Origin of the sequence: Ruegeria sp. A3M17, assembly GCF_003318255.1 — a bacterium.
Classification (GTDB): Bacteria; Pseudomonadota; Alphaproteobacteria; order Rhodobacterales; family Rhodobacteraceae; genus Ruegeria.
Genome location: NZ_QOCF01000014.1, coordinates 412,879 through 437,918 on the forward strand (window position 1 = coordinate 412,879; position 25,040 = coordinate 437,918).

Annotated in this window: 26 protein-coding genes and 1 other RNA gene; 8 read left to right on the forward strand and 19 right to left on the reverse strand. The window is 58.6% G+C overall.

Translation table 11 applies throughout. From position 1 onward, the window contains the following. Positions 1-9 precede the first annotated feature (9 nt). Entirely contained in the window at positions 10-933 is a 924-nt protein-coding gene (locus DS906_RS09455; protein ID WP_113789916.1) for an alpha/beta hydrolase, read from the forward strand. A 4-nt stretch (positions 934-937) separates the two neighbouring features. Here the strand turns inward: DS906_RS09455 and DS906_RS09460 are convergent, their stop codons facing one another. From DS906_RS09460 to DS906_RS09535, 16 genes are all read right to left on the reverse strand, one after another. Next, positions 938-1,774: an alkaline phosphatase family protein gene (locus DS906_RS09460; RefSeq protein WP_113789917.1), complete on the reverse strand. Its 837-nt coding sequence runs from the start codon at positions 1,772-1,774 to the stop codon at positions 938-940. Positions 1,775-1,932: 158 nt separating this feature from the next. Further along, positions 1,933-3,570 (reverse strand): ABC transporter ATP-binding protein, encoded by a 1,638-nt coding sequence (locus DS906_RS09465; RefSeq protein WP_113789918.1) that lies wholly within the window; start codon positions 3,568-3,570, stop codon positions 1,933-1,935. Next, positions 3,567-4,382 (reverse strand): ABC transporter permease, encoded by an 816-nt coding sequence (locus tag DS906_RS09470; RefSeq protein ID WP_113790042.1) that lies wholly within the window; start codon positions 4,380-4,382, stop codon positions 3,567-3,569. Before DS906_RS09470 ends, DS906_RS09465 begins: the two co-directional genes overlap by 4 nt. Then, complete coding sequence (locus DS906_RS09475) at positions 4,382-5,338, reverse strand: ABC transporter permease (protein WP_113789919.1); 957 nt, start codon at positions 5,336-5,338, stop codon at positions 4,382-4,384. Before DS906_RS09475 ends, DS906_RS09470 begins: the two co-directional genes overlap by 1 nt. Before the next feature lie 15 nt (positions 5,339-5,353). Further along, entirely contained in the window at positions 5,354-6,940 is a 1,587-nt protein-coding gene (locus DS906_RS09480; protein WP_058275605.1) for an ABC transporter substrate-binding protein, read from the reverse strand. A 125-nt stretch (positions 6,941-7,065) separates the two neighbouring features. Continuing rightward, positions 7,066-9,060: a CocE/NonD family hydrolase gene (locus DS906_RS09485; RefSeq protein WP_113789920.1), complete on the reverse strand. Its 1,995-nt coding sequence runs from the start codon at positions 9,058-9,060 to the stop codon at positions 7,066-7,068. Between the two features lie 51 nt (positions 9,061-9,111). Further along, positions 9,112-10,215 (reverse strand): glycerate kinase, encoded by a 1,104-nt coding sequence (locus DS906_RS09490; RefSeq protein ID WP_369934471.1) that lies wholly within the window; start codon positions 10,213-10,215, stop codon positions 9,112-9,114. Continuing rightward, positions 10,215-10,652 carry a D-aminoacyl-tRNA deacylase gene (gene dtd / locus DS906_RS09495; RefSeq protein WP_113789921.1) on the reverse strand — a complete coding sequence of 146 codons (438 nt, stop codon included), beginning with the start codon at positions 10,650-10,652 and terminating at the stop codon, positions 10,215-10,217. The genes DS906_RS09490 and dtd overlap by 1 nt, the downstream gene beginning before the upstream one ends. 25 nt (positions 10,653-10,677) lie before the next feature. Continuing rightward, positions 10,678-11,346 carry a nitroreductase gene (locus tag DS906_RS09500; RefSeq protein ID WP_113789922.1) on the reverse strand — a complete coding sequence of 223 codons (669 nt, stop codon included), beginning with the start codon at positions 11,344-11,346 and terminating at the stop codon, positions 10,678-10,680. Positions 11,347-11,425: 79 nt separating this feature from the next. Then, the gene (locus DS906_RS09505) at positions 11,426-12,514 is read right to left on the reverse strand and encodes a TFIIB-type zinc finger domain-containing protein (protein ID WP_113789923.1); all 1,089 of its coding nucleotides are present in this window, start codon (positions 12,512-12,514) and stop codon (positions 11,426-11,428) included. Further along, on the reverse strand, positions 12,511-13,053 hold the full coding sequence (locus DS906_RS09510; protein ID WP_233494742.1) for a hypothetical protein: 543 nt from the start codon (positions 13,051-13,053) through the stop codon (positions 12,511-12,513). Before DS906_RS09510 ends, DS906_RS09505 begins: the two co-directional genes overlap by 4 nt. Positions 13,054-13,056: 3 nt before the next feature. Then, on the reverse strand, positions 13,057-14,205 hold the full coding sequence (locus DS906_RS09515) for an SPFH domain-containing protein (protein WP_113789924.1): 1,149 nt from the start codon (positions 14,203-14,205) through the stop codon (positions 13,057-13,059). Between the two features lie 21 nt (positions 14,206-14,226). Further along, the gene (locus DS906_RS09520) at positions 14,227-15,153 is read right to left on the reverse strand and encodes a DUF2927 domain-containing protein (protein WP_113789925.1); all 927 of its coding nucleotides are present in this window, start codon (positions 15,151-15,153) and stop codon (positions 14,227-14,229) included. 43 nt (positions 15,154-15,196) lie between these two features. Further along, complete coding sequence (locus DS906_RS09525; protein ID WP_113789926.1) at positions 15,197-16,387, reverse strand: toxic anion resistance protein; 1,191 nt, start codon at positions 16,385-16,387, stop codon at positions 15,197-15,199. Between the two features lie 30 nt (positions 16,388-16,417). Then, complete coding sequence (locus tag DS906_RS09530; protein WP_113789927.1) at positions 16,418-17,332, reverse strand: 5-bromo-4-chloroindolyl phosphate hydrolysis family protein; 915 nt, start codon at positions 17,330-17,332, stop codon at positions 16,418-16,420. 174 nt (positions 17,333-17,506) lie between these two features. Continuing rightward, positions 17,507-18,397 carry a pseudouridine synthase gene (locus tag DS906_RS09535; protein ID WP_233494743.1) on the reverse strand — a complete coding sequence of 297 codons (891 nt, stop codon included), beginning with the start codon at positions 18,395-18,397 and terminating at the stop codon, positions 17,507-17,509. Between DS906_RS09535 and DS906_RS09540 the strand changes: the two genes are divergently transcribed. After that, positions 18,378-18,827, forward strand: coding sequence for a nucleoside deaminase (locus tag DS906_RS09540; RefSeq protein ID WP_113789929.1), 450 nt, complete (start codon positions 18,378-18,380; stop codon positions 18,825-18,827). The genes DS906_RS09535 and DS906_RS09540 overlap by 20 nt on opposite strands. A gap of 2 nt (positions 18,828-18,829) precedes the next feature. On the opposite strand, the gene DS906_RS09545 is transcribed toward DS906_RS09540, so the two are convergent. Continuing rightward, complete coding sequence (locus DS906_RS09545; protein ID WP_113789930.1) at positions 18,830-19,522, reverse strand: metal-dependent hydrolase; 693 nt, start codon at positions 19,520-19,522, stop codon at positions 18,830-18,832. Positions 19,523-19,582: 60 nt separating this feature from the next. Between DS906_RS09545 and DS906_RS09550 the strand changes: the two genes are divergently transcribed. Then, positions 19,583-20,239, forward strand: coding sequence for a ceramidase domain-containing protein (locus tag DS906_RS09550; RefSeq protein ID WP_113789931.1), 657 nt, complete (start codon positions 19,583-19,585; stop codon positions 20,237-20,239). Here the strand turns inward: DS906_RS09550 and DS906_RS09555 are convergent. Together DS906_RS09555 and DS906_RS22285 are read right to left on the reverse strand one after the other, a co-directional pair. Then, the gene (locus DS906_RS09555) at positions 20,230-20,793 is read right to left on the reverse strand and encodes a DUF4202 domain-containing protein (protein ID WP_113789932.1); all 564 of its coding nucleotides are present in this window, start codon (positions 20,791-20,793) and stop codon (positions 20,230-20,232) included. The genes DS906_RS09550 and DS906_RS09555 overlap by 10 nt on opposite strands. 141 nt (positions 20,794-20,934) lie before the next feature. Further along, positions 20,935-21,099: a hypothetical protein gene (locus tag DS906_RS22285; RefSeq protein WP_186437502.1), complete on the reverse strand. Its 165-nt coding sequence runs from the start codon at positions 21,097-21,099 to the stop codon at positions 20,935-20,937. 237 nt (positions 21,100-21,336) lie between these two features. Between DS906_RS22285 and gatC the strand changes: the two genes are divergently transcribed. The 5 genes from gatC to rnpB all read left to right on the forward strand — a co-directional run bounded on the left by gatC (position 21,337) and on the right by rnpB (position 25,037). Beyond that, positions 21,337-21,624: an Asp-tRNA(Asn)/Glu-tRNA(Gln) amidotransferase subunit GatC gene (gene gatC / locus DS906_RS09560; RefSeq protein WP_113789933.1), complete on the forward strand. Its 288-nt coding sequence runs from the start codon at positions 21,337-21,339 to the stop codon at positions 21,622-21,624. A gap of 3 nt (positions 21,625-21,627) precedes the next feature. Then, positions 21,628-23,115 carry an Asp-tRNA(Asn)/Glu-tRNA(Gln) amidotransferase subunit GatA gene (gene gatA, locus DS906_RS09565; RefSeq protein WP_113789934.1) on the forward strand — a complete coding sequence of 496 codons (1,488 nt, stop codon included), beginning with the start codon at positions 21,628-21,630 and terminating at the stop codon, positions 23,113-23,115. A gap of 40 nt (positions 23,116-23,155) precedes the next feature. Further along, entirely contained in the window at positions 23,156-23,854 is a 699-nt protein-coding gene (locus DS906_RS09570; protein ID WP_113789935.1) for a hypothetical protein, read from the forward strand. Then, positions 23,838-24,515 (forward strand): N-acetylmuramoyl-L-alanine amidase, encoded by a 678-nt coding sequence (locus DS906_RS09575; protein WP_233494744.1) that lies wholly within the window; start codon positions 23,838-23,840, stop codon positions 24,513-24,515. The genes DS906_RS09570 and DS906_RS09575 overlap by 17 nt, the downstream gene beginning before the upstream one ends. A gap of 122 nt (positions 24,516-24,637) precedes the next feature. Then, positions 24,638-25,037, forward strand: an RNA gene (gene rnpB, locus DS906_RS09580) — RNase P RNA component class A. Positions 25,038-25,040 lie beyond the last annotated feature (3 nt).

Consider the following 25,040-nt stretch of genomic DNA (forward strand, 5'->3'; position numbering starts at 1 on the left):
GGAGGAAACATGGATTATGAACGTCTGATTGATGAAGAGACTTGGGCGTTCATAAAACGAACGGCTGAAAGCTATCCGGATGATGCGGTCGACCTGTCGATCGAGGATCAGCGCCGGGTCTACGACACGATGTGTCGCGACTTTCGCCAACCCCGCCCACAAGGGGTCGAAACACAGGACAGGCAGGCCGATGGTGTGCCTGTCCGCGTTTACAATGCAGGTCAGCCGACACGAACCGTCATCTATTTTCATGGTGGCGGTTTTGTTGTTGGCGGATTGGACAGCCACGACGATGTATGCGCCGAGATTTGCGCGCAAACCGGGTATCGGGTTGTGGCCGTGGACTATCGCCTGTGCCCCGAACACGTACATCCTGCGCAGTTTCAGGACAGCTGGACCGCTACGAACTGGGCCGTGCAGGAGTTTGGCGATCCTATTGTCCTTGCGGGTGACAGTGCCGGTGGCAATCTGGCGGCAGCGGTCGCCCAATATGGGCGAGGGCGGCTGGACAACGTGCTGGGTCAGGTTCTGATCTACCCAGGTTTGGGCGGCGACAGCGCGACCGGGTCGTATATCGAACACGCCCACGCGCCGCTATTGACGCTGGATGAGATCGTTTTCTACGAAAAGGTACGTTGCGGTGGCACTGTCCCGCAAAACGACCCGACATATGCGCCGCTTCACGACACGGATTTCTCGGGCCTGCCGCCAACCGTGGTGGTGACCGCAGATTGCGATCCACTGCGGGATGACGGTTCCGCTTATTGTGATAAGGTTTCCGCTGCCGGAGGGCAGGCGCATTGGATCAACGAGCCGGGTCTCGTTCATGGATATCTGCGCGCGCGTACCAGTGTTAAGCGCGCGGCAGACAGCTTTGAGCGAATCTCAGTCGCGATCGAGGCGCTGGGCCAGCAGATCTGGCCCTACGATTAATCCGTTACTTCAAGAAAGACTGTGCCTTCATCGTTTCAGCAATGGGCGCGCCCATGCGGTTCAGGATCGTGGGCGCAAGCTGTAACTGATCGATCACCGTGTCGACCTCGGGGCCTTCCGCGTCGCCAAAGTAGTACAGTGCCGTTTCCTGTTGCAGCGGGCTGCGCCCGCCGTGATGACCGCGTTCGTCTTGACCGTGATCGGCGGTCACGATGACCTCATAGCCCAGTTGCCGCCAACGCGGGATGAAGGGGGCCAGCATCTCGTCTGCGACGAAACAGGCGTGGTCCATCTCTTCGCAATCATGGTAGAAACGGTGCCCCATACTGTCCAATGTGCAGGCATGCAGCAGGCCGTAATCCAGCCCATGACGCAGGCAAAGGTTGGTCAGAGTGGCATAGAGATCCACGTCGGACGGCGTCATCTGATTGGCTTTGCCATAGCCGGTCATGGTGTGAAAGCGACCGTGGTTGATCGTTTTGCTCTCAGGCTCATCATATTCGATGTCGCGGACGTAATCGAACGGGTGGCGATTGAAGAACTGCGACCAATAGCTGTGGGTGACCGCCCCGGTTACGCCACCAGCTTCACGGACCTGGCTGAAGACGTCCTTATGGCCTAGGCGAAAGACATTGCCGTTGCCGGTACAGCCATGCTCCTGTGGTGTGACACCGGTGTGGATCGAGGCATAGCAGCTGGCGGATGTGGACGGCAGAACAGCGCGCAGTTTCCACACCCGCGCTTCGCCGTTGTCGACCCAACCTTCAAGGTTACCGAACAACCGTCGGAAATTGCGCCACGGAACACCGTCCAGGATGATAAGGAGTAGTTTGCGGTCCATGTCTTTGGCCTTTTGACTAAATATTTCTGGCGACCCTAGGGGATTCGCGATCAGGGGTCTGCCCGTTCACGCCCCCAATAGCAAAATCCCGACACCTGTCATCGAACAAGGCGCCGGGATTTCAATTTTTCACTTAACTGTCACGGAAAGGGCAGGGGTCAGTTGCCAGCGCTTTCCATTTTGCGGTGGGCGACAACCTCTTCCAGCCAACCCAGATGCATCTCGGGAACCGAACTGAGCAGCAGGTCGGTATAGTCGTCGAACGGCGGGCTCAGCACCTCGCTTTTCGACCCATAGCGAACCACGCGGCCCTGATACATAACCGCGATGCTATCGCTGATCGCGCGCACCGTCGCCAGATCGTGGGTGATGAATAGGTAGGCCACATCCTCGATCTTCTGAAGGTCCAACAGCAGTTTCAGGATGCCGTCCGCCACCAGTGGATCAAGCGCCGAGGTGACCTCGTCACAGATGATCATCTTGGGCTTGGCTGCCAGTGACCGCGCGATACAGACGCGCTGTTTCTGACCACCTGACAGTTCCGCCGGATAGCGATCCATGTACTTTTCGCCCAGTTCGATCTCATCCAACAGCTCGATGATCCGCTTGCGTTTTTCGGCACCTCGCATGTTGAAGTAGAACTCCAGCGGGCGTCCGATGATCGTACCAACAGTCTGACGTGGGTTCATTGCCACGTCGGCCATCTGGTAGATCATCTGCAGCTCGCGCAGGTCTTCACGGCTGCGGCCCTTCAGATCGCCACTGAGCTTGCGGCCAGCAAAGGTGATCTCACCATCGCGCGGCGGCAGCAAACCTGTGATCACCCGCGCCAGGGTCGACTTGCCCGAGCCGGATTCGCCGACAACCGCCAGTGTCTGCCCCGGATGAAGATCGACATTGACGTTGTGTAGCACGTCGAAATTCAAACCCTTGTAGCGCGCGGTGATACCTTCGACGCTCAAAACCGCATCCGGTGTGGGCTTTTTCTCTTCGTGCTCGATCGAGCGGACCGAGACCAGCGCCTTGGTATACTCTTCCTGCGGGTTGTTGATGATCTGGTCGGTATTGCCATACTCGACCGTATTGCCCATCCGCAGAACCATGATGTCATCACTGACCTGAGCGACAACGGCGAGGTCATGCGTGATGTAAAGCGCAGCAACGCCAGTATCACGAATGGCCTCTTTGATCGCCATCAGAACATCGATCTGAGTGGTCACATCCAGTGCTGTGGTCGGTTCATCAAACACCACCAGATCAGGTTCAGGGCACAGCGCCAACGCCGTCATGCACCGCTGTAGCTGACCGCCCGAGACCTGGTGCGGATAACGTTCACCGATATTGTCCGGATCGGGCAACCCTAGCTTGGCGAACAGTTCCCGCGCACGGCCTTCGGCCTCTTTACGCGAAAACTTCTTATGTTCGACCGCAGCTTCGACCACCTGATCCATGATTTTCTTGGCCGGGTTGAACGACGCGGCGGCGGATTGCGAGACATAGGCAACTTCGCCCCCACGCAGATTGCGGATATCGCTATGCGAGGTCTTCAGAATGTCGCGCCCGTTGACCCAGACTTCTCCACCGGTCAGTTCGACTCCACCACGGCCATAAGCCATGGACGCCAAACCGATGGTCGATTTACCGGCACCGGATTCACCGATCAGCCCCAACACCTTGCCGCGTTCGAGGTCAAAGCTGACCCCGTGCACGATATCGATGTCATGGGGTTTTTCGCCGGGCGGATAGACGGTCGCGCCGATCTTGAGGTTGCGGACCTTGAGAAGGGTATCACTCATCCCCGGCCTCCTTTCAGCGATGTGGTACGGTTCAGAACCCAGTCAGCCACAAGGTTGACCGAGATGGCGAGCGTTGCGATGGCGACAGCGGGGTATAGGGCCGCGCCGATGCCATAGACGATCCCGTCCTTGTTTTCCTTCACGATCCCGCCCCAGTCCGCGAGTGGCGGCTGGACGCCCAGACCTAGGAACGACAGGGTCGAGATGAACAGGACCATGAAGATGAACCGAAGCCCGAACTCAGCCACCAGAGGCGACAGAGCGTTTGGCAGGATTTCCCGGAAGATGATCCAGCCACGACCTTCACCGCGCAGCTTTGCGGCCTCGACATAGTCCATCACGTTGATGTCTACGGCGACCGATCGAGACAGTCGGTAAGGACGTGTGGCGTCCAACAGCCCCATCACAAGGATCAGGATCGGAACGGTCACCGGAACAATCGCCAGGATAACCAGTGCCAGGATCAGCGTCGGGATCGACATGATCAGGTCAACCGTTCGGCTAAGCGCCTGGTCAGCCCAACCACCCAGAACCGCAGCCAAAAGGCCCAGCGAGGTGCCTGTGATAAAGCTGAGGATCGTGGCCATCGCAGCGATAAAGATGGTCGTGCGACCACCATAGATCATACGCGTCAGCAGATCTCGCCCGATATTGTCCGTGCCCAGCAGATGCTCGGCGCTTGACGGTTCCCACACATCACCGACCACTTCGGCCATTCCGTAGGGGGCGATCAGTGGGGCTGCGATGGCTATGAAAAAGTACAGTCCGGTGAAAAACAGACCGACGGCGGCCGAAATAGGAATGTTCTTCATCATTTCGGATGCCTCAGTCTTGGGTTGGCAAGGATGGACACAATATCGGCAAACATGTTGAGCCCGATATAGACAGCGGCAAAGACGACGCCGCAGGCCAGAACGACCGGCACGTCACGCTTGGTTACCGAGTCCACCAGATATTGCCCCATGCCGGGATATACGAATACCACTTCGACAACGACGACGCCCACAACCAGATAAGCCAGGTTCAGCATCACAACGTTGACAATGGGGGAAATCGCGTTGGGAAACGCGTGGCGCGCAATGACCTGAAAATTCGAGAGGCCTTTCAGTTCAGCCGTTTCGATGTAGGCCGATTGCATCAGGTTCAGGATCGCAGCGCGGGTCATTCGCATCATCTGCGCCAGCACTACCAGTGTCAGAACGAAGGCAGGCAGGGCGATGGCATTGAGCTTTTGCCCGAAGGACATTGTGTCGTTGATCATTGCGAGTGAGGAGAACCAGCCCAGTTTCACTGAGACGAAGTAGATCACCACGTAACCGATCAGGAATTCCGGGATCGAAACCGTTGTCAGGGTGATTGCAGAAATCAGTTTGTCAGGCCAGCGGTTGCGGTACCGAACGGCCAGAAGGCCTAGAAAGATAGCTAGCGGCACGGAAACGACGGCTGCAGCACATGCCAGGAACAGGGTGTTCCCTAAGCGCTTTCCGATGCTTTCTGCGATGTCGAGTTTGTTGGTCAAAGACTGACCCAGATCGCCCTGCAGGATGCCGCCCAACCATTCGAAATATCGGGTTAGAGCGGGACGGTTGAGGCCCATTTCCTCGCGCAGGTTTGCCAGCGCCTCGGGGGTTGCGGATTGGCCAAGGACCGCTTGCGCAGCGTCCCCAGGCAGGGCTTCGGTGAGGCCGAAAATCAGAGCCGATGCACCGAAGAGAAGCAGGAGTCCCAGCGCAAGGCGCTGGGAAACCAGTTTGATGATAGGATGCATTATCCGTGGGCCCTATCAGGCGAACCACATCTTGCGTGACATGTTGCCATTCATCATCTCTTGGGTTGGGTCGCTTTCCCAACCTTCGAGCTGATTGGTGACGCCTTCGACAAAATCGTTGAACATCGGGCAGATCAGACCGCCCTGGTCGCGGACCATCATGCCCATTTTGCTGTAGATGTCCTTGCGTTTGTCGTTGTCCAGTTCGGCCCGTGCTGCAAACAGCATTTCGTCGAACTCTGGCACCTTGAAGCGGGTGTCGTTCCAGTCGGCAGTCGACAGATACGCTGTCGCGTACATCTGATCCTGTACCGGACGGCCACCCCAATAGGATGCGCAGAACGGCTGAACGTTCCAGACCTCCGACCAGTAGCCATCGTTGGGCTCGCGCTTGATTTCCAGCGGGATACCGGCCTGAGCCGCGCTTTGCTGGAACAGGGCCGCTGCGTCAACGGCACCCGGGAAGGCGCCATCTGCAACACGCAGGATGATCGGCGAACCGTCATGGCCCGACTTCGCATAGTGCTCTGCCGCCTTTTCAAGGCTGTAGTCGCGTTGCGGGATTGAGCCGTCAAACAGCGGGTATGCCGCATTGATCGGCATGTCGTTGCCAATTGTGCCGTAGCCGCGCAGAACCTTGTCGACCAAGTCTTGGCGGTTGATTGCGTGTTTCAGCGCCAGCCGCAGTTCGTTGTTGTCGAACGGCGCGGTGTCGCAATGCATGATGAACACATAATGTCCACGGCCGGCGGTCGAGTGCACCGTCAAGTTTGGGGCGCGGCCCAGCAGATCGGCAACCTTTGGTTCTACGCGGTTGATCGCGTGAACCTGACCGGACTGCAGAGCAGCCGTACGGGCAGTCGCATCGTTGATGACAATTACTTCGACGCTGTCGAAATTGCCGAAATCGGGGTTCCAGTGGTTGGCAAATTTCTTGAACACGTGGCGTACGCCCGGCTCGTCGACTTCCAACTGGTATGGTCCGGTGCCAATGCCCGCACCTGGGTTTTCCATTCCGCCATCAGGCTGAATGATCAGGTGATAGTCGGCCATCAGATAGGGCAAGTCGGCATTTGGCTCGGTCAGTGTGACCTGGAAATTGTCGCCATCGGCCTTCATTGACTCAATGCCCTTCATGATACCCAGGGCACCGGACTTGGAGTCTTCGTTCGAGTGGCGCTCCATGGTTTTCAGCACGTCTTCGCTGGTCATGGTCTTGCCGTTGTGGAACTCGACACCCTGACGCAGTTTGAATGTCCAAACTTTGGCGTCCGCGCTGCCTTCGACGGCTTCAGCCAGGCGCGGCTCGATCGACCCGTCGGGCGCAACTTCCACAAGCTGGTCACCGAATTGTTTGCCGTTCTGGAACGGCACCGAGCTGGCATAGGTCGCCGGATCCAGCGAGTTGGTGGATTCGCCGCCTTGCAAGCCAAATTTTAGGTCGCCGCCCTTCTTCGGTCCTGCCGCGCGCGCGGCGTCAGCGAACATGGTGCTGGCCATCGCCGCCGACACACCCAGAGCCGCCGCTTTCCCCATGAATTCGCGACGGGTCAGTTTGCCCGCAGTGACCTGACCGGCCATGTGAGTGAGTTGTTCGTTCATTTAGTGGTCTCCCAGTTGATTGAATTTCAGCCCTTCCCGGGCATTTTTATTGACGCATGAGTCAAGTTAGGCGCATTTCGGTCTACCGAGCAAGGACAAATGTCTGACCTTTGGCCACCAAAATATCACATCTGGTTTCGTGGAACGGCGTCCTCCGTTTGTTTAGAGAATACCAAAGTTTCGTTTTCAAAAGCACTTATCTGTGCCTTGAGAAAAAAGTTCTCGCGATCCGACCACATTTCGCAGGATGTTTCCGTGCGCAGGTCTATCCCGTCCCGACTGATCTCCTGTGTCCAGCGGCACCGCCCGTGGGCGGATAGCGGGTCGTCGGGGTGGATTGTCCAGCTTTCATATGCAGTGCCACCATGCGTAAGCCCGTGGAGATTGTCCGTTACGCAACCAAAATCGTCTTCTATGATCAATCGGGTTTCACCTGAATTCAAGTCAGTCTCCACCCGGCGAGAGTTGCTGCTGTCCCGCAGGGTCGTCACATCAATCGGGGTTTCAGAATCGGGCGCCTGAAACACATGCTCATCATCACCCGCGGTCGGCCGTTTCGGGATCGTAATCGTACCACCTGTCAGGTGCAGTTCGACGGGTTCGGGTGAGGGCCAGATCAGCGGCCAATACGCGCTGGACACAGCCACCCGCACGCGATGCCCTTTGGGAACGCGATAGGCGATGTGATCCAGGTCCAATGAGATTTCGTAGGGCGCTCCGGGCGTCAACGGAGTTGGTTGCGCGTGGCAATCTCGGTGCGACAGGTTCAGAACGCCATAGGTGATCCGGGTTGAGGCCCCATCCGGATGGACATGATTTAACCTAACGGCAATCTGTGCCTGCGGTCGGTCGGCACTGACATTCAGGCAAATGCGCGGTGCGCCGACAATATCCAGATCTTCCGACAAAGGCGGGCCATCGAAACAGGCGGACAACGCATCATCGGCGCGCTGATCTCCCGGCATGTCCGGGCCCAGCCAAATTGCGCAATACTCGCCGCCATCCATGCCGCAGGTTTGTGGTGACCGGACCCGCATATCCAGCGGCTCATCTTGCCCGAGGCCACCGTTCGACAGGCTCAGTGTCAGGTTGGACAAATGTGAGGTTGCGCCTGTCTGCTCGCTGATCCAGCGTCCGGGTCTGTTGTTGTACCACCGCTTTGGACGGACGCCGTCCATCAGATACGCCCGATAGTCGGGGTCGGTTTCAACGCCGCTATCCAGACCTTTCAACCAATGATCCCACCAACGCAGCGCCTCTTGCAGAAAACCGATCCGCGGTTCGGGTACTGCGAAATGCGGGTATTTGTGCACCCAAGGCCCCATGATCCCCTTGACCGGAGCGCTAAGCTGTTCGACCAGCAATGGCACTGTATTCTTATAGGCATCGCCCCAGCCACCTATAGCCAGTGTCGCAGCGCGGATCGCGCTGAAATCTTCGCAGACAGAGCCATGCTGCCAATAGGCATCGCGCGTCTGGTGGCGCAGCCAGGTCGAGGGCAGGAACGTTTGGTTTTCCAAACGCTCAAGCCATAATTCACGCCAGTTGGGGCGCAGCGCTGGGTCGGGTGCGCGGGATGAGTAGGACCACATAGTCGCGCCCCAACCCAGGTTTTCATTCAGCAGGCATCCGCCCTTGTAATGGATGTCGTCTTCGTAACGATCTGCGGTTGAACACAGGGTGATAATTGCCTTCAGCGGCGCGGGTTGAAGGGCGGCAACCTGCAGCGCGTTGAACCCGCCCCAGCTGATTCCCATCATCCCAACGGTGCCTGAACACCACGGCTGATCCGCCAGCCATTGGATTGTGGAAACGGCATCATCCAGCTCTTGCTGGGTGTACTCGTCTTCCATCAACCCTTCGCTGTCCCCATTGCCGCGCATGTCCACACGAATGCAGGCATAGCCGCGTTTGGCAAACCAGGGATGGGTCAGGGCATCTCGCGTCGCTGTGCCGTCGCGTTTGCGATAGGGCAGGAATTCTAAAATGGCCGGAACGGGGCTGCTGTCTGCATCCACTAGGCGCCAGACACGCGCTGAAAGACGACATCCATCCGGCATCACTATGCCGACATCCGGTAGATCTTCGATATCGCATAGCGAATTGGGCGAGCGAGTCATTTTGGAAGTCTTTCGGTCTTTGTCTTTTTGCAATGTACTAAAATCGTCAAATCACTGTTTGATTGCGACAACAAGGTCCATCACGTTCGTTCCGGTTGGGCCTGTCACCAGCAATGCGTCTGCGCGGTCCAGGTAACTACCGCTGTCCGCCTGCTGCAGTGAGTGCTCGGCCCCGTCGCCCCAGGTCGCGCCGTCGACTACCGCTCCGGCTGCATTGGTCGGACCATCGGTGCCATCAGTACCGCCGACGACCAGCGTCAGACCCGAGGTCCCGGATATTTCACGGGCAAGCGCCAGAGCCAACGCCTGATTGCGCCCGCCACGGCCCGGCTTGTCCGGCAAAACCACCGTTGGTTCGCCACCGAATACCATGACGCCGGTCGGCATATCCCTCAGGCGTTTCCCCAGATTGGATGCGATTTGCATGAAATCGTCATGCAGGCATTCTTCGTCAGCCAGCACTTGCAAACCGTTTTGGCGTGCCATTTCTGCGGCTGCCGAGCGTGCATGGGCGTTCGAAGCAACGATCTTGGTCGAGGCGTCAAATTTGAAAGTGTCAGGCAATGCGCCAATTCCCGATCCGATGACGTTCAGGTCGTCTCCCGGCACATCGGAAATCGCAAGAACGGTCGCTTTGGCCCCGTTGAAATGGGACAACAGCCCGCCGCCCTTGATCCGCGACAGCTTTCGACGCTCGGCATTCATTGCGGTGATATCCAAACCTTCGGCCAGCAGCCTTGTGTTCAATTGCGCCAGATCTGCCAAAGAGTTCCCCGGCAGCAAATCCTCTGCCAAGGATGATGCCCCGCCCGAAACCAGCAACAGTACATGGGAACCAGGTGCCATCGTCTCGATCGCTTCGCGCAGGGCGCGCCCACCGTCCAGGCTGCGTGTGTCCGGAACCGGATGAGAGGCTTCGATCAACTGCACATGTTCTGGCAGGTCGCGCCCGTGATCGTCCTTGGTGACAACCAGCGTCGGACGCGGGCCGAAATGGTCCAATGCTGCGCTGGCCATCGCTGCGGCTGCCTTGCCGACAGCCAGAATCTGGTCGGGTGTTTGGATATCATTCAGAACAGCCTTAGTGGCCCTTTTCCCGTCAACAGCGTCAACGCCGGCCTGCCAAATGCGAATTGCCTTTTGCATTTGGTCCATCAGCTTTCCATCCAAATTGTGACCGGTCCGTCATTGACCAGCTCTACCGCCATGTCGGCTCCGAACTGCCCGGTTTCCACAGGCACACCATGTTCCTGCAACCGCCGCGCAAACTCTTCATAGAGGCGCTGCCCCACATCAGGGGGGGCGGCCTCGGAAAAGCCCGGCCGGTTCCCGCGCGAGGTATCGGCGGCCAGCGTGAACTGGCTGATCACCAACGCCGAGCCACCCACATCCACGACAGAGCGGTTCATCTTACCGGTGTCATCTTTGAAAATACGCAGCTTAGAGACCTTGGCCGCCAGTTGTTCGACCTTTTGTTCGTCGTCACCCTTCATCGCACAAACCAGGATCATCAACCCTGGACCGGACTGTCCAACCGTTTGTCCGTCAACCGAGACTTTGGCCCGGGAAACCCTTTGAAGAAGTGCGCGCAAATTTGTTCTCCGTTTGGTGGCGTGGTTACCCGACCCAGCTTGCTATCTCGTCCAAACCGGCGCGGCTGGTCCGAAACCCGTTCGCAGGGTGGTCAGTGTCTGAATAGCCGAACGAGATTGCGCACAAGATCAACCGATCATCTGGAATGTCGAAATACCGGTGCAGAAACTTGCCATAGCTGGCCACCGCGGCTTGGGGGATCGTGGCCACTCCCAAGGCTTGCGCGGCGAGGGTGAAGGCCATGACAAATCCACCACTGTCCATTGCCCCGTACGCGCCAAGGTCCGCAGGGCTTGAGATGATCGCGCAATGCGGGGCACCGAAAAGGGCAAAGTTTTCCATCATTTGCTTGGCCGAACCGGCGCGGTCCCCGCGCTGCACGCCCACGGCTTCGTATAATGCCCAGCCACAATCGCGACGTCGTTCCTGATAGATACCGGCATACGCCGTCGGGAACGGCAGGTCGGGTTCCGGTGCGCCGGTTGTGACTTCGTTTTGCAGCGCTTTTCGAAAAGCGTCAGTCTCGGCTCCACTGGTGATCACGATGTTCCAGGGCTGCGCATTGCACCAGCTGGGGGCACGCGACGCGCAGGTCAGAATCTGTTCGATCTGGTCCTTGGGAACGGGTTCAGGTCGGAACGCCCGGCAAGAATGCCGCTCGGCCAGTAATCGATCCAGATCGGATAGCGTCACACTGCTCCCCCTTTGTGTAGCCGAGGCGCAGGATGGCCGCAGGATCAGCGATGTTCAAGCGGTTAAAAGGGGACAGGTGCTACTGCTGACCAGTTGCTATGAGGTATCCGACACCCGCTGCAACCAGCAGGCCCAACACAACAGCGATCGTGATCTTGATAGCGGACCAAGGGCGTTCGCCCTGAACACGCCCCGTTCTGCCGTTCACAACGAAACGATAGGTCTGGCCCCGGTATTTGTATGCGGCCAGCCAGACAGGCAGTAGAATATGTTTGAAGGTTACATTTTGCACATTCGTGTCGATTGCGTGAATGCGCTGCCGGTCACCGCCGATATCGAACCGAACATCCCGTTCGATCACCCGGGCCATATGCCCGCGCGCTTCTGTATATCCGTCCTGCAATTCGACTGTATAAGCCTCGGCCCGGAATCCCGCCAGATACTCGGGCTGGTAAGGTTCAAGCGCCGGCAAGTCCCAGGGTTCCAACGCGTCAGTATAGCGTTTCGGCAATGACTGGGACGCCAGCACAAGAACATCGTCAAAGAACCGGGCAACCCGACCGGATTTTGGGGACCACCGCACCTTTGCCACCTGCTGTTGTACGCGCTTGCCGTCACGCATGACGGTCCGGGTCTCGTAATACACCGTGCCCCGCTCGCCGCGATAAGCTGACTTGGTATCCGCGTCGAAGGTCCAGTAGGGGACGTAAATCCCCTGCATCTTGCGACCTTTGCGGGCATAATCCTTCAACCCGTTGGGCGCGAACCACAACTTGCCAAGCCAGCTCGACATCGCCTTATGAGCCGACCGTTCATCCAGAGCAAAGGGCAACACGCCTTTTGGCTTGATATGCCGGTTAACTCCCGTCTCCGTGACTACCGGAGTGGCGCAGAACGGGCATTCGGCCGCATGAGTGTTCGGGTCAAACTCGACCTCAGCTGCGCAGTTCGGGCAGGACAGAACCCGCGTTTCCTCGATCTCTGCTTCCGGCAGCTTGTTCGCCAGCGCCGCGTTGAAATCCAGTTCTTTCAGGCTGGCACCGCCCCACGGTCCGGCACCTATGGATTCCGAATGCCCGCAATGACCGCAGGTCAGGGTCCCATCGCCCGGATTGAACCGATAGTCCGAGCCGCATTGCTCGCAGGGAAAGCGGTGTTCGTCTGTCATGGGGTCGCCTCGAGTGAGCCGTCTGCATTGCCGGGGCCGATAATGAATCGGATCACAAGAGCCACAAGAATGCACATCAGGATAAACAGGGCGGAGTTTTGTGCCAAAACCTGCCAGCCGTAGGGGGTGAGTATTCCGTCGACGGAACGCACATAATCGCCACCCCCAATCTGAGAGTGAAATGTGGGATCAAGGGATTGGCGCCATCCTCGGAACCGCCCAACAGCGATGCTTAGAACAACAAAGCTCAAAGCAATAGCAGCACCCCATCGAATTGCACGTGTATAGGATGTTTGCCTGCGCATCATCACGCGCAGAGTTGGAGCTACGAAAACCCATGCGATGACAAAGGCCAGCGGCAACCCAAACAATGCGAAAAGCATGAACAGCGACCGCAGTGAGGCGTCGATTCCGTCCTCCATGGCCTCCCAAAAAAAAGGCACGCCGATTACCGCGACCCAACCAAGCACAGCGCTTAGATTAACCGCGCGTCGATGGTCTCGTTTCGTATACACGGTTTCGTCGGCGTCGCCCGCCATGGGTTAAGCGCCCGGCGGTGGTGGCGGCAATATCGTGAACAGTTGCGCCAGCTCCTGCACGTCTCCGGCCTTTTTCCAGCCGTCCTGACCGGCAGTCCAGACATGGGTGTCGCGGGTGATTTCACCATCGGTTGCCATGCGGCCCATCTTGGCTTTGGAAAACGGCCCGCTGGTTTGCCCATCCACCGCGGTATGCCAGACATGCTCGACCGGCGGAGGAGGGGGCGGTGCCGCATGTGCTGCCGGTTGCGGCGCAGCGGGGGCGGAACCGCCCCAGGGCCCGCCCGGTTGACCCGCTGCCATGTTCGACATCTGCTGTGCCATGCCCATTCCCATTCCCATGCCAAGACCGGCACCCATTCCGCCGCCCTGACCGGGGTTGGTCGCTGCTGCGGTCATTGCTTCGGCGGCGGAATACTGGGTGAACTTGCCCAGATCGCCCGCCAACCCCATCGAAGTCCGCTTGTCCAGCGCCGCCTCAACCGCAGGCGGCAGCGAGATGTTTTCGATGTAGAACTCCGGCATTTCCAGGCCATAACCTTCCAGCACGGGCGAGACCTCGGCCGCGATCAGCTTGCCCAGATCGGCAGTGTTGGCGGCCATGTCCAGAACCGGAATGCCGGACCCGGCGATCACACGGCTGAATTCTTGCACGATGATGTTGCGGATCTGGAAGCTGATCTCGTCCATAGTGAATTCGCCGTCGGTCCCGACGATCTCAATCAGGAACTTCGCCGGGTCCTTGACCCGGATCGTGTAGGTGCCAAAGGCACGAATGCGCGTCGGGCCGAATTCCGGATCGCGCAACATGATTGGGTTCTTGGTGCCCCATTTCAGATCGTTGAACCGCGTCGTGTTGACGAAATAGATCTCGGACTTGAAGGGCGATTGAAACCCGTGATCCCAGTGCTGCAGCGTCGTCAGGATCGGCATGTTGTTGGTCTCAAGCATGTAAAGGCCGGGCGTGAATACATCTGCCAATTGCCCTTCGTGCACGAACACCGCTGCCTGTCCTTCGCGCACCGTCAGTTTGGCGCCGTACTTGATGGCATGTCCTTCACGCTCGAACCGCCAGACCATGGTGTCACGGGTGTCGTCGACCCAGTGAATGACGTCGATAAATTCTCCGGTCAGAAAATCGAAAATACCCATTGGGGTCTCCTTTTCTTGGGCTCAGAGCTGCTGGCCCATCAATTCGCGTGCAATAATCCGTACCACGGGGCGGGCGTCCTCGGCTGTCACACCGGGCTCAAGTCGCGGATCGTAGAGCATTGTCAGAAGTTTCTCGTCATGGCTGGTCAACAGCGCAAACTCGTCATTGTCGTTGAAAATCGAAGGCCGTGCCGCCGGGCTGTCATTGGACAATCCAAGCCCCTGCGCAATTTCCTCGTGGATGCAGCTGCGCCGGGTGAGGTCCGGCAGTTCAGCCCGGATGAGCGTGACAGCCCGCACAAATTTATACGGTGAGGTATTGGTAGGAGACGCAAAAACAAGACAGTCAATATTGGCGCGCGGGTTTGCAACCAAATCCAGTGAAGGCGTGCTGATACCAGGGATCAGCTGTTTCAGGCGTTTCACCACATAGGCGCTGTCATCTTTGCCTGCAAAGAAGACATGGAAATTGGCCTTGCGATTGACGACCGAGATTGGATGATCCGTCAATTTGCTCAGCCGTTCCGCAAATGCCTCGACGTCGGCGGCATCTTTTGAGCGTATTTCGGGTGCCACGGACGGGGCGAATTCGGTCTGAATCCGCACAGGTCCTGCCCACCGGCTAAGCTGCCCGTCCGTTCGCCGAATACGCGTGGTTACAGCGTGATCGGGGTATTCGCTGTAAAAGGCTATGGCCTCGAAATTGCGGGCCAGATCATCGGCATCATAGGGTGTGTCGGGGCCGCCTCCATCCACGCGCAACATATCGCGGGTCAGCAGGTCACGTTCGACCCGCTGATAGAACCGGGCCAGATCCTGACTTGCCGCAGACGGGGGAACATAAGCATTGGGTGCCGGTGCCGGTGCCACTGGGCGCGGTTGCGGCACGACGGACGACGTCAGCGCCTCATCGCAATTGGCCAGCGCCAACAGCGCCAACACACCCATCAGGGGTTTCAGATATCCCGGCACCCGCACGCCCAGCCTGCCTTTAGCTCGAAACCGCAGTTCCAGCGTTGTCGCCGACGCCGTCTTTGCGCGCCTTGGCAGAGGCAAGGGTGTCGCGCAGCTCGGTCTCCATCTTCTGCAGTTCCTGTTCGGCTGCGGCGCGTTTGGCCTTGCCTTCGTCAGCAATTGCAAGGCTTTCGTTGATCGTACCGATCAGGTCAGCATTGGCTTGCTTGACCGCCTCGATATCGAACACACCGCGTTCCATTTCCTCACGGATCATCTTGTTCGACTCACGCAGGTTCGCCGCGTTCGAGGTCAGCAGCTCATTCGTCAGGTCATTCGCATCGCGCACGGCCGCGGCCGCCTCGGCGCTACGCTGGATGGTGACGGCCTGCGCCAGTTGCGTTTCCCACAGAGGCACAGTGTTGACGAGGGTCGAGTTGATCTTAGTCACCAGCGACTTGTCATTTTCCTGCACCAAACGGATTGAAGGCAGGGATTGCATCGTCACCTGTCGCGTCAGCTTCAGGTCGTGCACACGCCGTTCCAGATCATCCCGCGCAGCGCGCAGGTCACGCAGCTCTTGCGCTTTCATGACTTGTTGGTCTTCGGGCGCGGCCTGAACTTCGGCTTCTTTTTCGGGGATGCTCTGGCTGTCCAGCTCAGTCAGTTTTTCTTCGCCTGCTGCGATATACAGCGCAAGCTCGTCATAAAAACCCAGCGTCTTTTCATACAACAGGTCCAGCGACTTGATGTCTTTCAGCAGAGTATGTTCGTGGCCCAGCAAGTCGTCGGTGATCCTGTCGATCTGCCCCTGAACATCTTCAAACTTGGCGGTAAACTGGGCAAAGGGTGCAGCCTTGCCCAACAGCTTTTCCCACCAGCTGCGTTCGCGCCGGACATCCAGCTCACTGACAGAAAATCCGCGGATCGTCGTGACGATATTGCGGAGGCTATCCCCAGCAGGCCCGACATCTTTGTTGCGGACATCCGCCAGCATGGCCTGGCTGATTTCCTGCAATTCCGCCTGGGCAGACGACCCGAACGCGACGATGGAATTGGTGTTATCCATGTCGATCTCATTCATCCGCTTGCGGATTTCGGCGCTGACAGGTTCGTCGGCCTCCTCAAGCAAAACGATTTCGGCGGTCGGGTCGGGCAGAGTGACAGCGGTCACTTCCTGCACCAGCGTTTCAGCTTCGACCGCCTTGTTCTTGATGTCATCGGACATGGGGGTAATCCTCTCTCAAATTGTGGCCGGTCAGTCCAACCGGACGCCTTCGCGTTGCAGCCGTTCGCGCAACACATCAATTTCAACCGTCAGATCACTGCGGTCGTCCAAAAGCAACTTGCGGGTACGCGCCGCGAAATTCTGTTCAAGATCATCTAGGAGGGACGAATAATCCTCCAGCGCCTGCGCATCGCGTGTTCGGGCGTACACGTCAGCGAATTTGACCGTCGCGTCACGCGCGCCCTTTAAGTAAACGGTCAGGTATTTTCGCGCACCGGCCAGATCGCGAGGGTCTTCCTCGACCGTGCGGAACAGGTCGCGGGCGGTATCCTGAAAACGTTCAACCCGGGCTTCGATCCTTCGGTCGCCAGCGCGTTTGATGGCGTCGGTCATCTCTGACAGATGTGTTTCAGCACCTTCCACGACGCGGGCAACGCGGTCTTGCTGGAAAGTGTCGATGCCTTCCATGCCTTTGTCAGTCATCGGATCAATTCCGAAAGAGACAGAGTGCAGGATGCTGGCCATCAAGCCGAACAGAATCGGGGCGATCAGGCTGGCCTCAGACGCTGCGGCTGCATCGAGATATTCGGTGCGATAAGCGGCCAATCCGACGCCAAGTCCGGTCACCAGGCTGGAGAATATCTTTCTAGGAAACGCCGGGCGACGGGCTGTGCGGCGAGCGTTGTAGGCGGATTCGGCCCGCAGCCCTTCGCGCAGCAAAAATGCTGCAGCCGTCAAAAGACCCGCTGCGATCAGGCCGATCGTCAATCCGACGGCCCCATCGTTCAGCGACAGAAAAACCAAGGGAACAGCCGGAAGAAACAACAGGTTAGCGCGGGCCCCGACCGGTTCGACCCGAGCGACGTCAAACTGTCCGCGCGGAGGTTGATTCGGAGAAGAGGAGTCCTCTTGCGGGCTGAATTTTCCGCCATACCGTTTGGCCATGTGCTTACAAGCCTCCCAATACGCCGGTGCAGACGCCGAACATCAGCATCAACAACACGACATAGGCCAGTTTTTGCACTCCGGTCCCGGACATGGCGCCCCCCAAAAATGTCCCTTGGGGAAATCTAGGCCATGAGAGGCCTTGGCGCTAGGGGGAAGGTTGCCTAACCTGCGTCACTTGCGAGGTTTCTTGCCGATTGGGGGGCGATTTCGCTGTGGACGCGCGGGTCGTTTGGCCGGTGCTTCGGGCTCGGCTTCCAGACCCAATTGATCGCGCATGACCCGTCGGCGGATCTCTTCGACTTCACCGGGTTTCAGGCTTCCCAGCTGGAAGGGACCGTAGGACACACGCAACAGCCGGTTCACCGCAAAGCCGATATCTTCTATCGCACGACGAATTTCGCGGTTTTTGCCTTCACGCAGACCGATGGTCAGCCAGGCATTCGCGCCCTGCTGGCGGTCCAGCGTGACGTCCATCGGCAGAAAGCGTTCCCCATCGATCACAAGCCCCTTACGAAGCGGTGCAAAATCCTCGTCCTTGGGGCGGCCATTTACCCGCACGCGGTATTTGCGTAGCCATCCGGTCGAGGGCAGTTCCAGCTTGCGCTTGATGCCGCCATCATTGGTCAACAGCAGCAACCCTTCCGAGTTCAAGTCCAACCGCCCGACACTCATGACCCGGGGCATATCCTCGGGCAGTTTGTCAAAAATGGTCGCGCGCCCTTTTTCGTCACGTGTCGTTGTCACCAGACCCGAAGGTTTATGATACAGCCACAGGCGCGAAGGTTCCGGCTCGGAAACCGGTTTCCCATCGACGTTGATCTTGTCTTTGGCTGTGACGTTCAGCGCGGGGCTGTCGATGGACTTGCCGTTTACACTCACACGACCTGCTTCGATCATGCGTTCGGCTTCACGGCGCGAGGCAACGCCTGCGCGGGCAAGGACTTTGGCGATCCGGTCGCCGGGAGGAGGGGATTTGGTCATCTGCAGCCCATAGCGCATCCCGGCCGCTTGCGAAAGACAGGTTTCTGTTGCAGTCAGAGGCATGGTGTTCAGATCGCACATGGATAAGGCGCTGGTTGAAGCGCACGCTGCGGCGGATCGCGGCGAGGTACCTGTGGGCGCTGTTGTTGCCGGCCCCGATGGCGTGATCGTGGCCTCTGCGGGCAACCGAACACGAGAGCTGAACGATCCCACGGCGCATGCCGAGATACTGGCGTTGCGTGCTGCGTGTGCGGCGGCGGGGTCCGAACGTTTGCCCGATCACGACCTCTATGTGACGTTGGAGCCTTGCGCGATGTGTGCGGCGGCTCTGGCAGCGGCGCGTATCCGGCGCATCTATTACGGGGCTGCCGATCCGAAATCCGGCGGCGTTGCCCATGGCGCGCGGGTTTTCACCCATACACAAGCACACCACGTGCCAGAGGTTTACGACGGCATCAGAGGGCAAGAGGCCGCCGACCTTTTGAAGGAGTTTTTCGCCGCACGGCGTTGACCCTAAAGGGTAATGGCCTTCATCACCTCGGGTTCGATGACATCGACCCCCGGCAACCCGTCGACCAGCGCCTGAGCTGATTGTTCGAGGATCGGGAAGGTCTTGTAATGGCAGGGAATCACGGTCTTGAAGTTGAAATACCGCTTGGCCGCATATGCCGCGCCCTTCATGTCCATCGTGAAATGGCCGCCTGCCGACAGGATCCCGATATCGGGTTTGTAGTAATCCCCCATCCAATCCATATCGGCCATGATGTCGGTGTCGCCCGAGACATACAGCATGTGCCCTTCCGAGGCGAGCATGAACCCAACCTCGCTGCCGCCGGTACGCAGCCCGTCTGGTGTAGAAAAGGTCGAGCTGTGAGAGGCCGGCACCATCGACACTTTGACGCCGTTCAGGTTCACGGTGCCGCCCTTGTTGTAGCCGATGGTTTCCAGCCCCTCGGACTCGCTCCAATACCCCATCAGGTCGTATTGTCCGACCACGGGGACGTTCAGGTGCTTGGCCAGCGATACGACATCGGCGACGTGATCGAAGTGTGTGTGCGTCAGAAGGATATGAGTCGCCCCCTTTAGCGCGTCATTATGCTGTTCCTCGGACAAGACTGGGTTACCCGTCAGCCAGGGGTCGACCAACAGAACCTGTCCGCCGGTTTCGATGCGGAAACTGCCGTGTCCCAGCCAAATGATGTTCATAAATTCATCCTCCCAAAACAAACTGTTGGCATTAACTTAGCATCGGCTATGTAAAAGTTCATGGACTGGTTTCAGGAAATTGATGGCTATTGCGAACGCTTGTCGCCCGCCTATTGGGCCGAACCGATAAACGCGGTGACAAACGCGGCGTTTCTGATTGCAGCATTTGTCATGTGGCTGCGCGTGCGCGGGCAGGGGATGCCGTTGGCGATGGTGCTGGTCGTCATTCTCGCCGCTATCGGGGTCGGCAGTTACCTGTTCCATACCCACGCGCAGGTCTGGGCCGCTATAGCGGATGTTCTGCCGATTTTGCTGTACATCCTGGTCTACATTTTCGCGATCAACCGGGACGTCTGGCACATGCGGCCGCTTACGGCCGGGATCGTGACGGCGCTGTTCATTCCCTATGCCGCAGCGACGGTGCCCTTGTTCCAGCTTGTGCCAGGATTGGGTGGATCAGCGGCATATGCCCCGGTGCCGCTGCTGATCCTGATCTATGCGTTTCTTTTACGCCACCGGGTGCCGGACACCGCCCGTGGTCTGGCAATCGGGGCGATGATCCTGATCGTCTCGATCACCTTTCGTGCGCTGGATGAAGCCGTTTGCGGTCAGATCGCGTTTGGCACCCATTTCATGTGGCACATCCTGAATGCCCTCATGCTGGGCTGGATGATCGAGGTGTATCGTAGGCACCTGGCCCGCGCGGCTCAGGCCTGAAACGCTGCGGCCAGCTCTGCGGGCAAGTCAAATTCAGACAGCACGCGAGCGCGGCCTTTATCCGACATCTTGCGCGCAGTTTTCTCGACGATGCTTTGGATTTTCTCGGCCGAGTGCTTTTCGGCGAACGGTGCGAAATACCATTTAAGGAAAACGAAACAGATCACATCCTCCAACGCCTGCACCTCGTCGTCACGCTTGATGCCCTGTTTGCGCAGCATCCGACCGGCAGTTTCGATATTCTCGGTAGAGTAGCCGTTCTGTTCCATAAGCCCCATCACGACCTCGGCGTGGTGGACGCCCTGCGCCTTGCGCCAGGCCAGATATCCAGCGCGACCTTCGGGGTATTCACCGCGCGCCAGTTTCCACCGCTCTACATGCTGACCCCGCGCTGCAACCTGCAACGGATCAGAGGAGTCGGGGAACAACCTGTCCAACTCTGCGCTCATGCGCTGACCATAAAGCAGTTCAGCGGGCTGGCCGTCTTCGAGGTTGGGGTCGTGTGAGTTGGCCGCATCAATTGCGTCCAGAACAGCTTGCTTGCGCGCGTTCATCTTCCGCTCCGTTGGCTTGCCGGATCTGCAGGGCAGGCCGGCGGGTTACTTGTGGACCACCGTAGCGATACGTCGCGCGGAACGCAGCAGGCAATTGGCGGGCCGGGGCATTTGGACCCGACCCGGTTTTTGCGGGCTAAATTACTTGCCCGGTTTGTTCTGATCCTGAGTGACAGGTTCCGACACCTGATCGGGGAAAATCAGGCTGCGGGTCAGGGTGTCCATGCTTGGGCCAAAAGCGCCCGCCTGAGCTTGCGCAGCAAGAACCGTAGTGGCCAGTACAAAGGCAGTCATGAACGTTTTCATCGTTTTTCTCCATATAAGGCTGTGCCGTACCATATGAAATGAACAGTTCAGTTCAGTATTTCAAGATGCGCGGTGAACTAATCGGTTCATTTTTTTACATAGGGGTATTCAGAAATGAATGATCGGACAGGATTTATGGACCTTTGCCATGCGCTCAAGGGTGGATCAGCACCTTGGCGGCCTTGCGACCCGGCGACCAGACAGGTAAATGCCCCCTAACGCATATGAGGATATCCGATGTCGATTGACCAAAGCAACGCCGCCAAGGTGGCCAAACTGGCCCGGATCAAGGTCGAGGATGACGCGCTGCCTGCGCTGGCATCCGAATTCAACACCATCCTTGGCTTCATCGAACAACTCAACGAGGTTGATGTCGAAGGTGTCGAACCGATGGTCTCGGTCGAGCCAATGCGCCTGAAACGTCGCGAGGATGTGGTCACCGACGGCAACCAGCAAGGCAAGGTTCTGGCCAATGCCCCTGATGCGCGCGAAGGGTTCTTCGCTGTTCCCAAAGTTGTGGAGTAAGACATGAGCGATCTGAACAAACTGGGCCTGGCCGAAGCGCGCGACGCACTGCGCGCGGGCGACGTAACCTCTGTCGAGCTGACCGAATCCTGCCTGAAGGCGATCGATGACGCCGACGCGCTGAACGCTTTTGTCCACAAAGCGCCAGAGATCGCGCTGGAGCGCGCCAAGGCGGCGGATGAGCGGATCAAAGCAGGCGACGCACCGTCGATGTGCGGCCTGCCGATCGGCATCAAGGATCTGTTTTGCACCAAAGGCGTACCCTCGCAGGCGGCATCTAAAATCCTCGAAGGGTTCAAGCCCGAATACGAATCTACTGTGTCTCAGCAACTGGCAGATTCTGGCGCGGTGATGCTGGGCAAGCTGAACATGGACGAATTCGCCATGGGCTCGTCCAACGAAACATCCGTTTACGGCAATGCGGTCAGCCCGTGGCGCCGCGGCAATGACGATGCGCAACTGACACCCGGTGGCTCGTCTGGTGGGTCGGCCTCGGCCGTTGCGGCAGATCTTTGTCTGGCTGCCACCGGTACCGATACCGGTGGTTCGATCCGCCAGCCTGCTGCATTTGTTGGCATCACTGGCATCAAGCCGACCTATGGTCGTTGCTCGCGCTGGGGTATTGTGGCGTTTGCTTCGTCGTTGGATCAGGCCGGGCCGATGACCAAGAACGTGCGTGACGCTGCGATTATGCTCGAGACCATGTGTGGTCATGACCCCAAGGATTCGACCAGCACCGAACTGGCCGTGCCGAATTTTGAGGCGATGCTGACCGGCGATATCAAAGGCAAGAAGATCGGTATCCCCAAAGAATACCGCATGGACGGTATGCCTGCCGAGATCGAAAAGCTATGGGCCGAAGGCGCTGAGATGCTGAAAGCAGCAGGCGCCGAGATCGTCGATATTTCGCTGCCGCACACTAAGTATGCGCTGCCCGCATACTACGTGATTGCACCGGCCGAAGCGTCCTCGAACCTCGCCCGCTACGACGGTGTCCGCTATGGTCGCCGCGCGCAACTGGCGCAAGGCGATGGCATCACCGAGATGTACGAAAAGACCCGCGCTGAAGGCTTTGGCCACGAAGTGCAGCGCCGTGTCATGATCGGCACTTATGTGCTGTCAGCAGGGTTCTATGATGCCTACTATAACCGCGCTCGCAAGGTGCGGACCCTGATCAAGAAAGACTTCGAAGATGTCTTCGCCGCAGGGATCGACGCGATTCTGACGCCTGCTACCCCGTCGGCGTCCTTCGGTCTGGGCGAAATGACCGAGGCGGATCCGGTGCAGATGTACCTCAACGACGTCTTTACCGTGACAGTGAACCTTGCCGGCTTGCCGGGTATTTCTGTTCCCGCAGGTTTGGACCAACAGGGTTTGCCGCTGGGTCTGCAGCTGATCGGCCGTCCGTGGGAAGAAGGCGATTTGCTGAACACAGCTTATGCGTTGGAAAGTGCCGCCGGATTTGTGGCCAAGCCGGGCAAATGGTGGTAATCCTCGGATCAGGCAAGACCAGCTAAAACGGAGCAGCTGAATGCGCTTTACGCTTCTGATCCCCGCAATCGGACTTGTGGCCGCCTGCAACACGGTGGCCCCGGTCCAGGGTACTGGATTTAACACGCCTCAATATCAGGCACAGCGCGAGGCCGCGCTGGCCGGGCCGGGCTACACCGGAAACCCTTTGGTCGGCCCTGCTGATGTGTCAGAACAACAACTCGGCGCGCCCGGCAGCATACCGGCCGGGGACAACGCTGATATCGCGTCGGCAACGGCAGCTGCCTTGGCCAACACGTCGGGGCAAAGCACTTTGACACAAGTGCCTTTGTCCGCCAACGGCAACACTGCGATCTCGGACGAACAGGATTTCGCGGCTGTATCGGGCCGCCGCACGATCGAAAACGACGCGGCCCTGATCCAACAGAACCGCCAAACTTACGAAGTTGTCACCCCGACCGCTATACCGCAGCGTGGTACGGACGGCCAACCCAATATCGTACAATATGCCCTGAGCACCTCGAATCCCGTCGGTACGCAGCTATACAGTCGCGCAGGCTTTAACCTCGAGGCCAAAGCCCAGCGGAACTGCGCCAAGTACCCGTCGCCCGACCAGGCCCAGATCGAGTTTCTGGCCAATGGCGGCCCACAGCGTGATCGCAACGGGCTTGACCCCGATGGAGACGGATACGCTTGTGGCTGGGACCCCAGTTCCTTCCGCAGTGCCGTCAACAACTGACGCATTGGCGCCGATCTGGCACCCATCGCCCAACTTTGGGCCGCGTAGGGACGGGCTGAAGCCGTCCCTGATCGTATTGCACTATACGGCAATGAACAGCGCGCAAGAGGCGCTGGACAGGTTATGCGACCCCGTCCACGAAGTGTCTGCGCATTACCTGATCGGAAATGATGGAACGCTCTGGCAGTTGCTGCTGGAAGAGGACCGCGCCTGGCACGCAGGCGCCGGAGAGTGGCACGGTCAGAGCGACATCAACTCCCGTTCGATCGGCATCGAACTGGACAACACCGGCAAACATCCATTCTCAGAACGGCAAATGCAACGGTTGGAGAAATTGTTGGACAAGATCATGCACCGTTGGACCATCCAGCCAAACGGCGTTATCGGCCATTCCGACATGGCACCCGGGCGAAAATTTGATCCCGGCCCGCGATTTGACTGGTTGCGGCTGGAGCGCAACGCGCTGGCCGCACCACGCGGATGCGGAGATTGCCAACAATATGTCTCACAGGCCCGGTTTCGAACCCTTGCTCAAGCGGCCGGTTTCAGCGCTGACATAGACGACGAAACCCTGCTGAGCGCCGTCCGACTGCGATATCGCCCTTGGGGTGCAGGCCCGTTGCAACAGGCCGATTTCGCGCCCTTGACCACTCAAGCCTGATCCGCTCTTCATCTGGCCAAAAATATCCCGGGGTTGAATTGGCCGCAGGCCAAGAAGGGCTGGCCCCTTCGCACGCTCTCCACTCTTGACGCGGCCTGGCACAAGGCATACCCACCGCTTGCGCGGAGGGCCGGATGGCCGCTGGGGTCGCAAGGCCCGAGAGGAAAGTCCGGACTCCACAAGACAACGGTGCCGGGTAACGCCCGGGCGGGGAAACCCGACGGAAAGCGCCACAGAAATCAGACCGCCCCGGATTTCGGTCAGGGGTAAGGGTGAAACGGTGGGGTAAGAGCCCACCGCGCCGCTGGCAACAGTGGCGGCACGGCAAGCCCCACCGGGAGCAATGCCAAATAGGGTCCCCGCGCGGGCAGGTCGGCGTCAGTCGAAACCGCCGCTAGGCACGTCCTGGCTAAGAGGGACCGGGTTGGCAGCTTGAGCCGCGCAGCAATGCACGGCCTAGAGGAATGGTCATCGAAGGGGGCAACCCCGGAACAAGATCCGGCTTACAGGCCCTCCGCGCATAAT

Bases quoted from the DNA above. Each gene is read 5' to 3' on its own strand.
- DS906_RS22285 (WP_186437502.1), bottom strand. From the start codon at position 21,099: ATGAAAACGTTCATGACTGCCTTTGTACTGGCCACTACGGTTCTTGCT.
- DS906_RS09525 (WP_113789926.1), bottom strand. From the start codon at position 16,387: ATGTCCGATGACATCAAGAACAAGGCGGTCGAAGCTGAAACGCTGGTG.
- DS906_RS09485 (WP_113789920.1), bottom strand. From the start codon at position 9,060: ATGACTCGCTCGCCCAATTCGCTATGCGATATCGAAGATCTACCGGAT.
- DS906_RS09470 (WP_113790042.1), bottom strand. From the start codon at position 4,382: ATGAAGAACATTCCTATTTCGGCCGCCGTCGGTCTGTTTTTCACCGGA.
- DS906_RS09520 (WP_113789925.1), bottom strand. From the start codon at position 15,153: ATGGGTGTGTTGGCGCTGTTGGCGCTGGCCAATTGCGATGAGGCGCTG.
- DS906_RS09490 (WP_369934471.1), bottom strand. From the start codon at position 10,215: ATGGACCAAATGCAAAAGGCAATTCGCATTTGGCAGGCCGGCGTTGAC.
- DS906_RS09475 (WP_113789919.1), bottom strand. From the start codon at position 5,338: ATGCATCCTATCATCAAACTGGTTTCCCAGCGCCTTGCGCTGGGACTC.
- DS906_RS09530 (WP_113789927.1), bottom strand. From the start codon at position 17,332: ATGGCCAAACGGTATGGCGGAAAATTCAGCCCGCAAGAGGACTCCTCT.
- DS906_RS09545 (WP_113789930.1), bottom strand. From the start codon at position 19,522: ATGAACATCATTTGGCTGGGACACGGCAGTTTCCGCATCGAAACCGGC.
- DS906_RS09570 (WP_113789935.1), top strand. From the start codon at position 23,156: ATGCGCTTTACGCTTCTGATCCCCGCAATCGGACTTGTGGCCGCCTGC.
- DS906_RS09540 (WP_113789929.1), top strand. From the start codon at position 18,378: ATGGTGTTCAGATCGCACATGGATAAGGCGCTGGTTGAAGCGCACGCT.
- DS906_RS09550 (WP_113789931.1), top strand. From the start codon at position 19,583: ATGGACTGGTTTCAGGAAATTGATGGCTATTGCGAACGCTTGTCGCCC.
- DS906_RS09555 (WP_113789932.1), bottom strand. From the start codon at position 20,793: ATGAACGCGCGCAAGCAAGCTGTTCTGGACGCAATTGATGCGGCCAAC.
- DS906_RS09535 (WP_233494743.1), bottom strand. From the start codon at position 18,397: ATGTGCGATCTGAACACCATGCCTCTGACTGCAACAGAAACCTGTCTT.
- DS906_RS09515 (WP_113789924.1), bottom strand. From the start codon at position 14,205: ATGGGTATTTTCGATTTTCTGACCGGAGAATTTATCGACGTCATTCAC.
- gatC (WP_113789933.1), top strand. From the start codon at position 21,337: ATGTCGATTGACCAAAGCAACGCCGCCAAGGTGGCCAAACTGGCCCGG.
- DS906_RS09510 (WP_233494742.1), bottom strand. From the start codon at position 13,053: ATGGCGGGCGACGCCGACGAAACCGTGTATACGAAACGAGACCATCGA.
- DS906_RS09480 (WP_058275605.1), bottom strand. From the start codon at position 6,940: ATGAACGAACAACTCACTCACATGGCCGGTCAGGTCACTGCGGGCAAA.
- gatA (WP_113789934.1), top strand. From the start codon at position 21,628: ATGAGCGATCTGAACAAACTGGGCCTGGCCGAAGCGCGCGACGCACTG.
- DS906_RS09465 (WP_113789918.1), bottom strand. From the start codon at position 3,570: ATGAGTGATACCCTTCTCAAGGTCCGCAACCTCAAGATCGGCGCGACC.
- DS906_RS09455 (WP_113789916.1), top strand. From the start codon at position 10: ATGGATTATGAACGTCTGATTGATGAAGAGACTTGGGCGTTCATAAAA.
- DS906_RS09505 (WP_113789923.1), bottom strand. From the start codon at position 12,514: ATGACAGACGAACACCGCTTTCCCTGCGAGCAATGCGGCTCGGACTAT.
- DS906_RS09460 (WP_113789917.1), bottom strand. From the start codon at position 1,774: ATGGACCGCAAACTACTCCTTATCATCCTGGACGGTGTTCCGTGGCGC.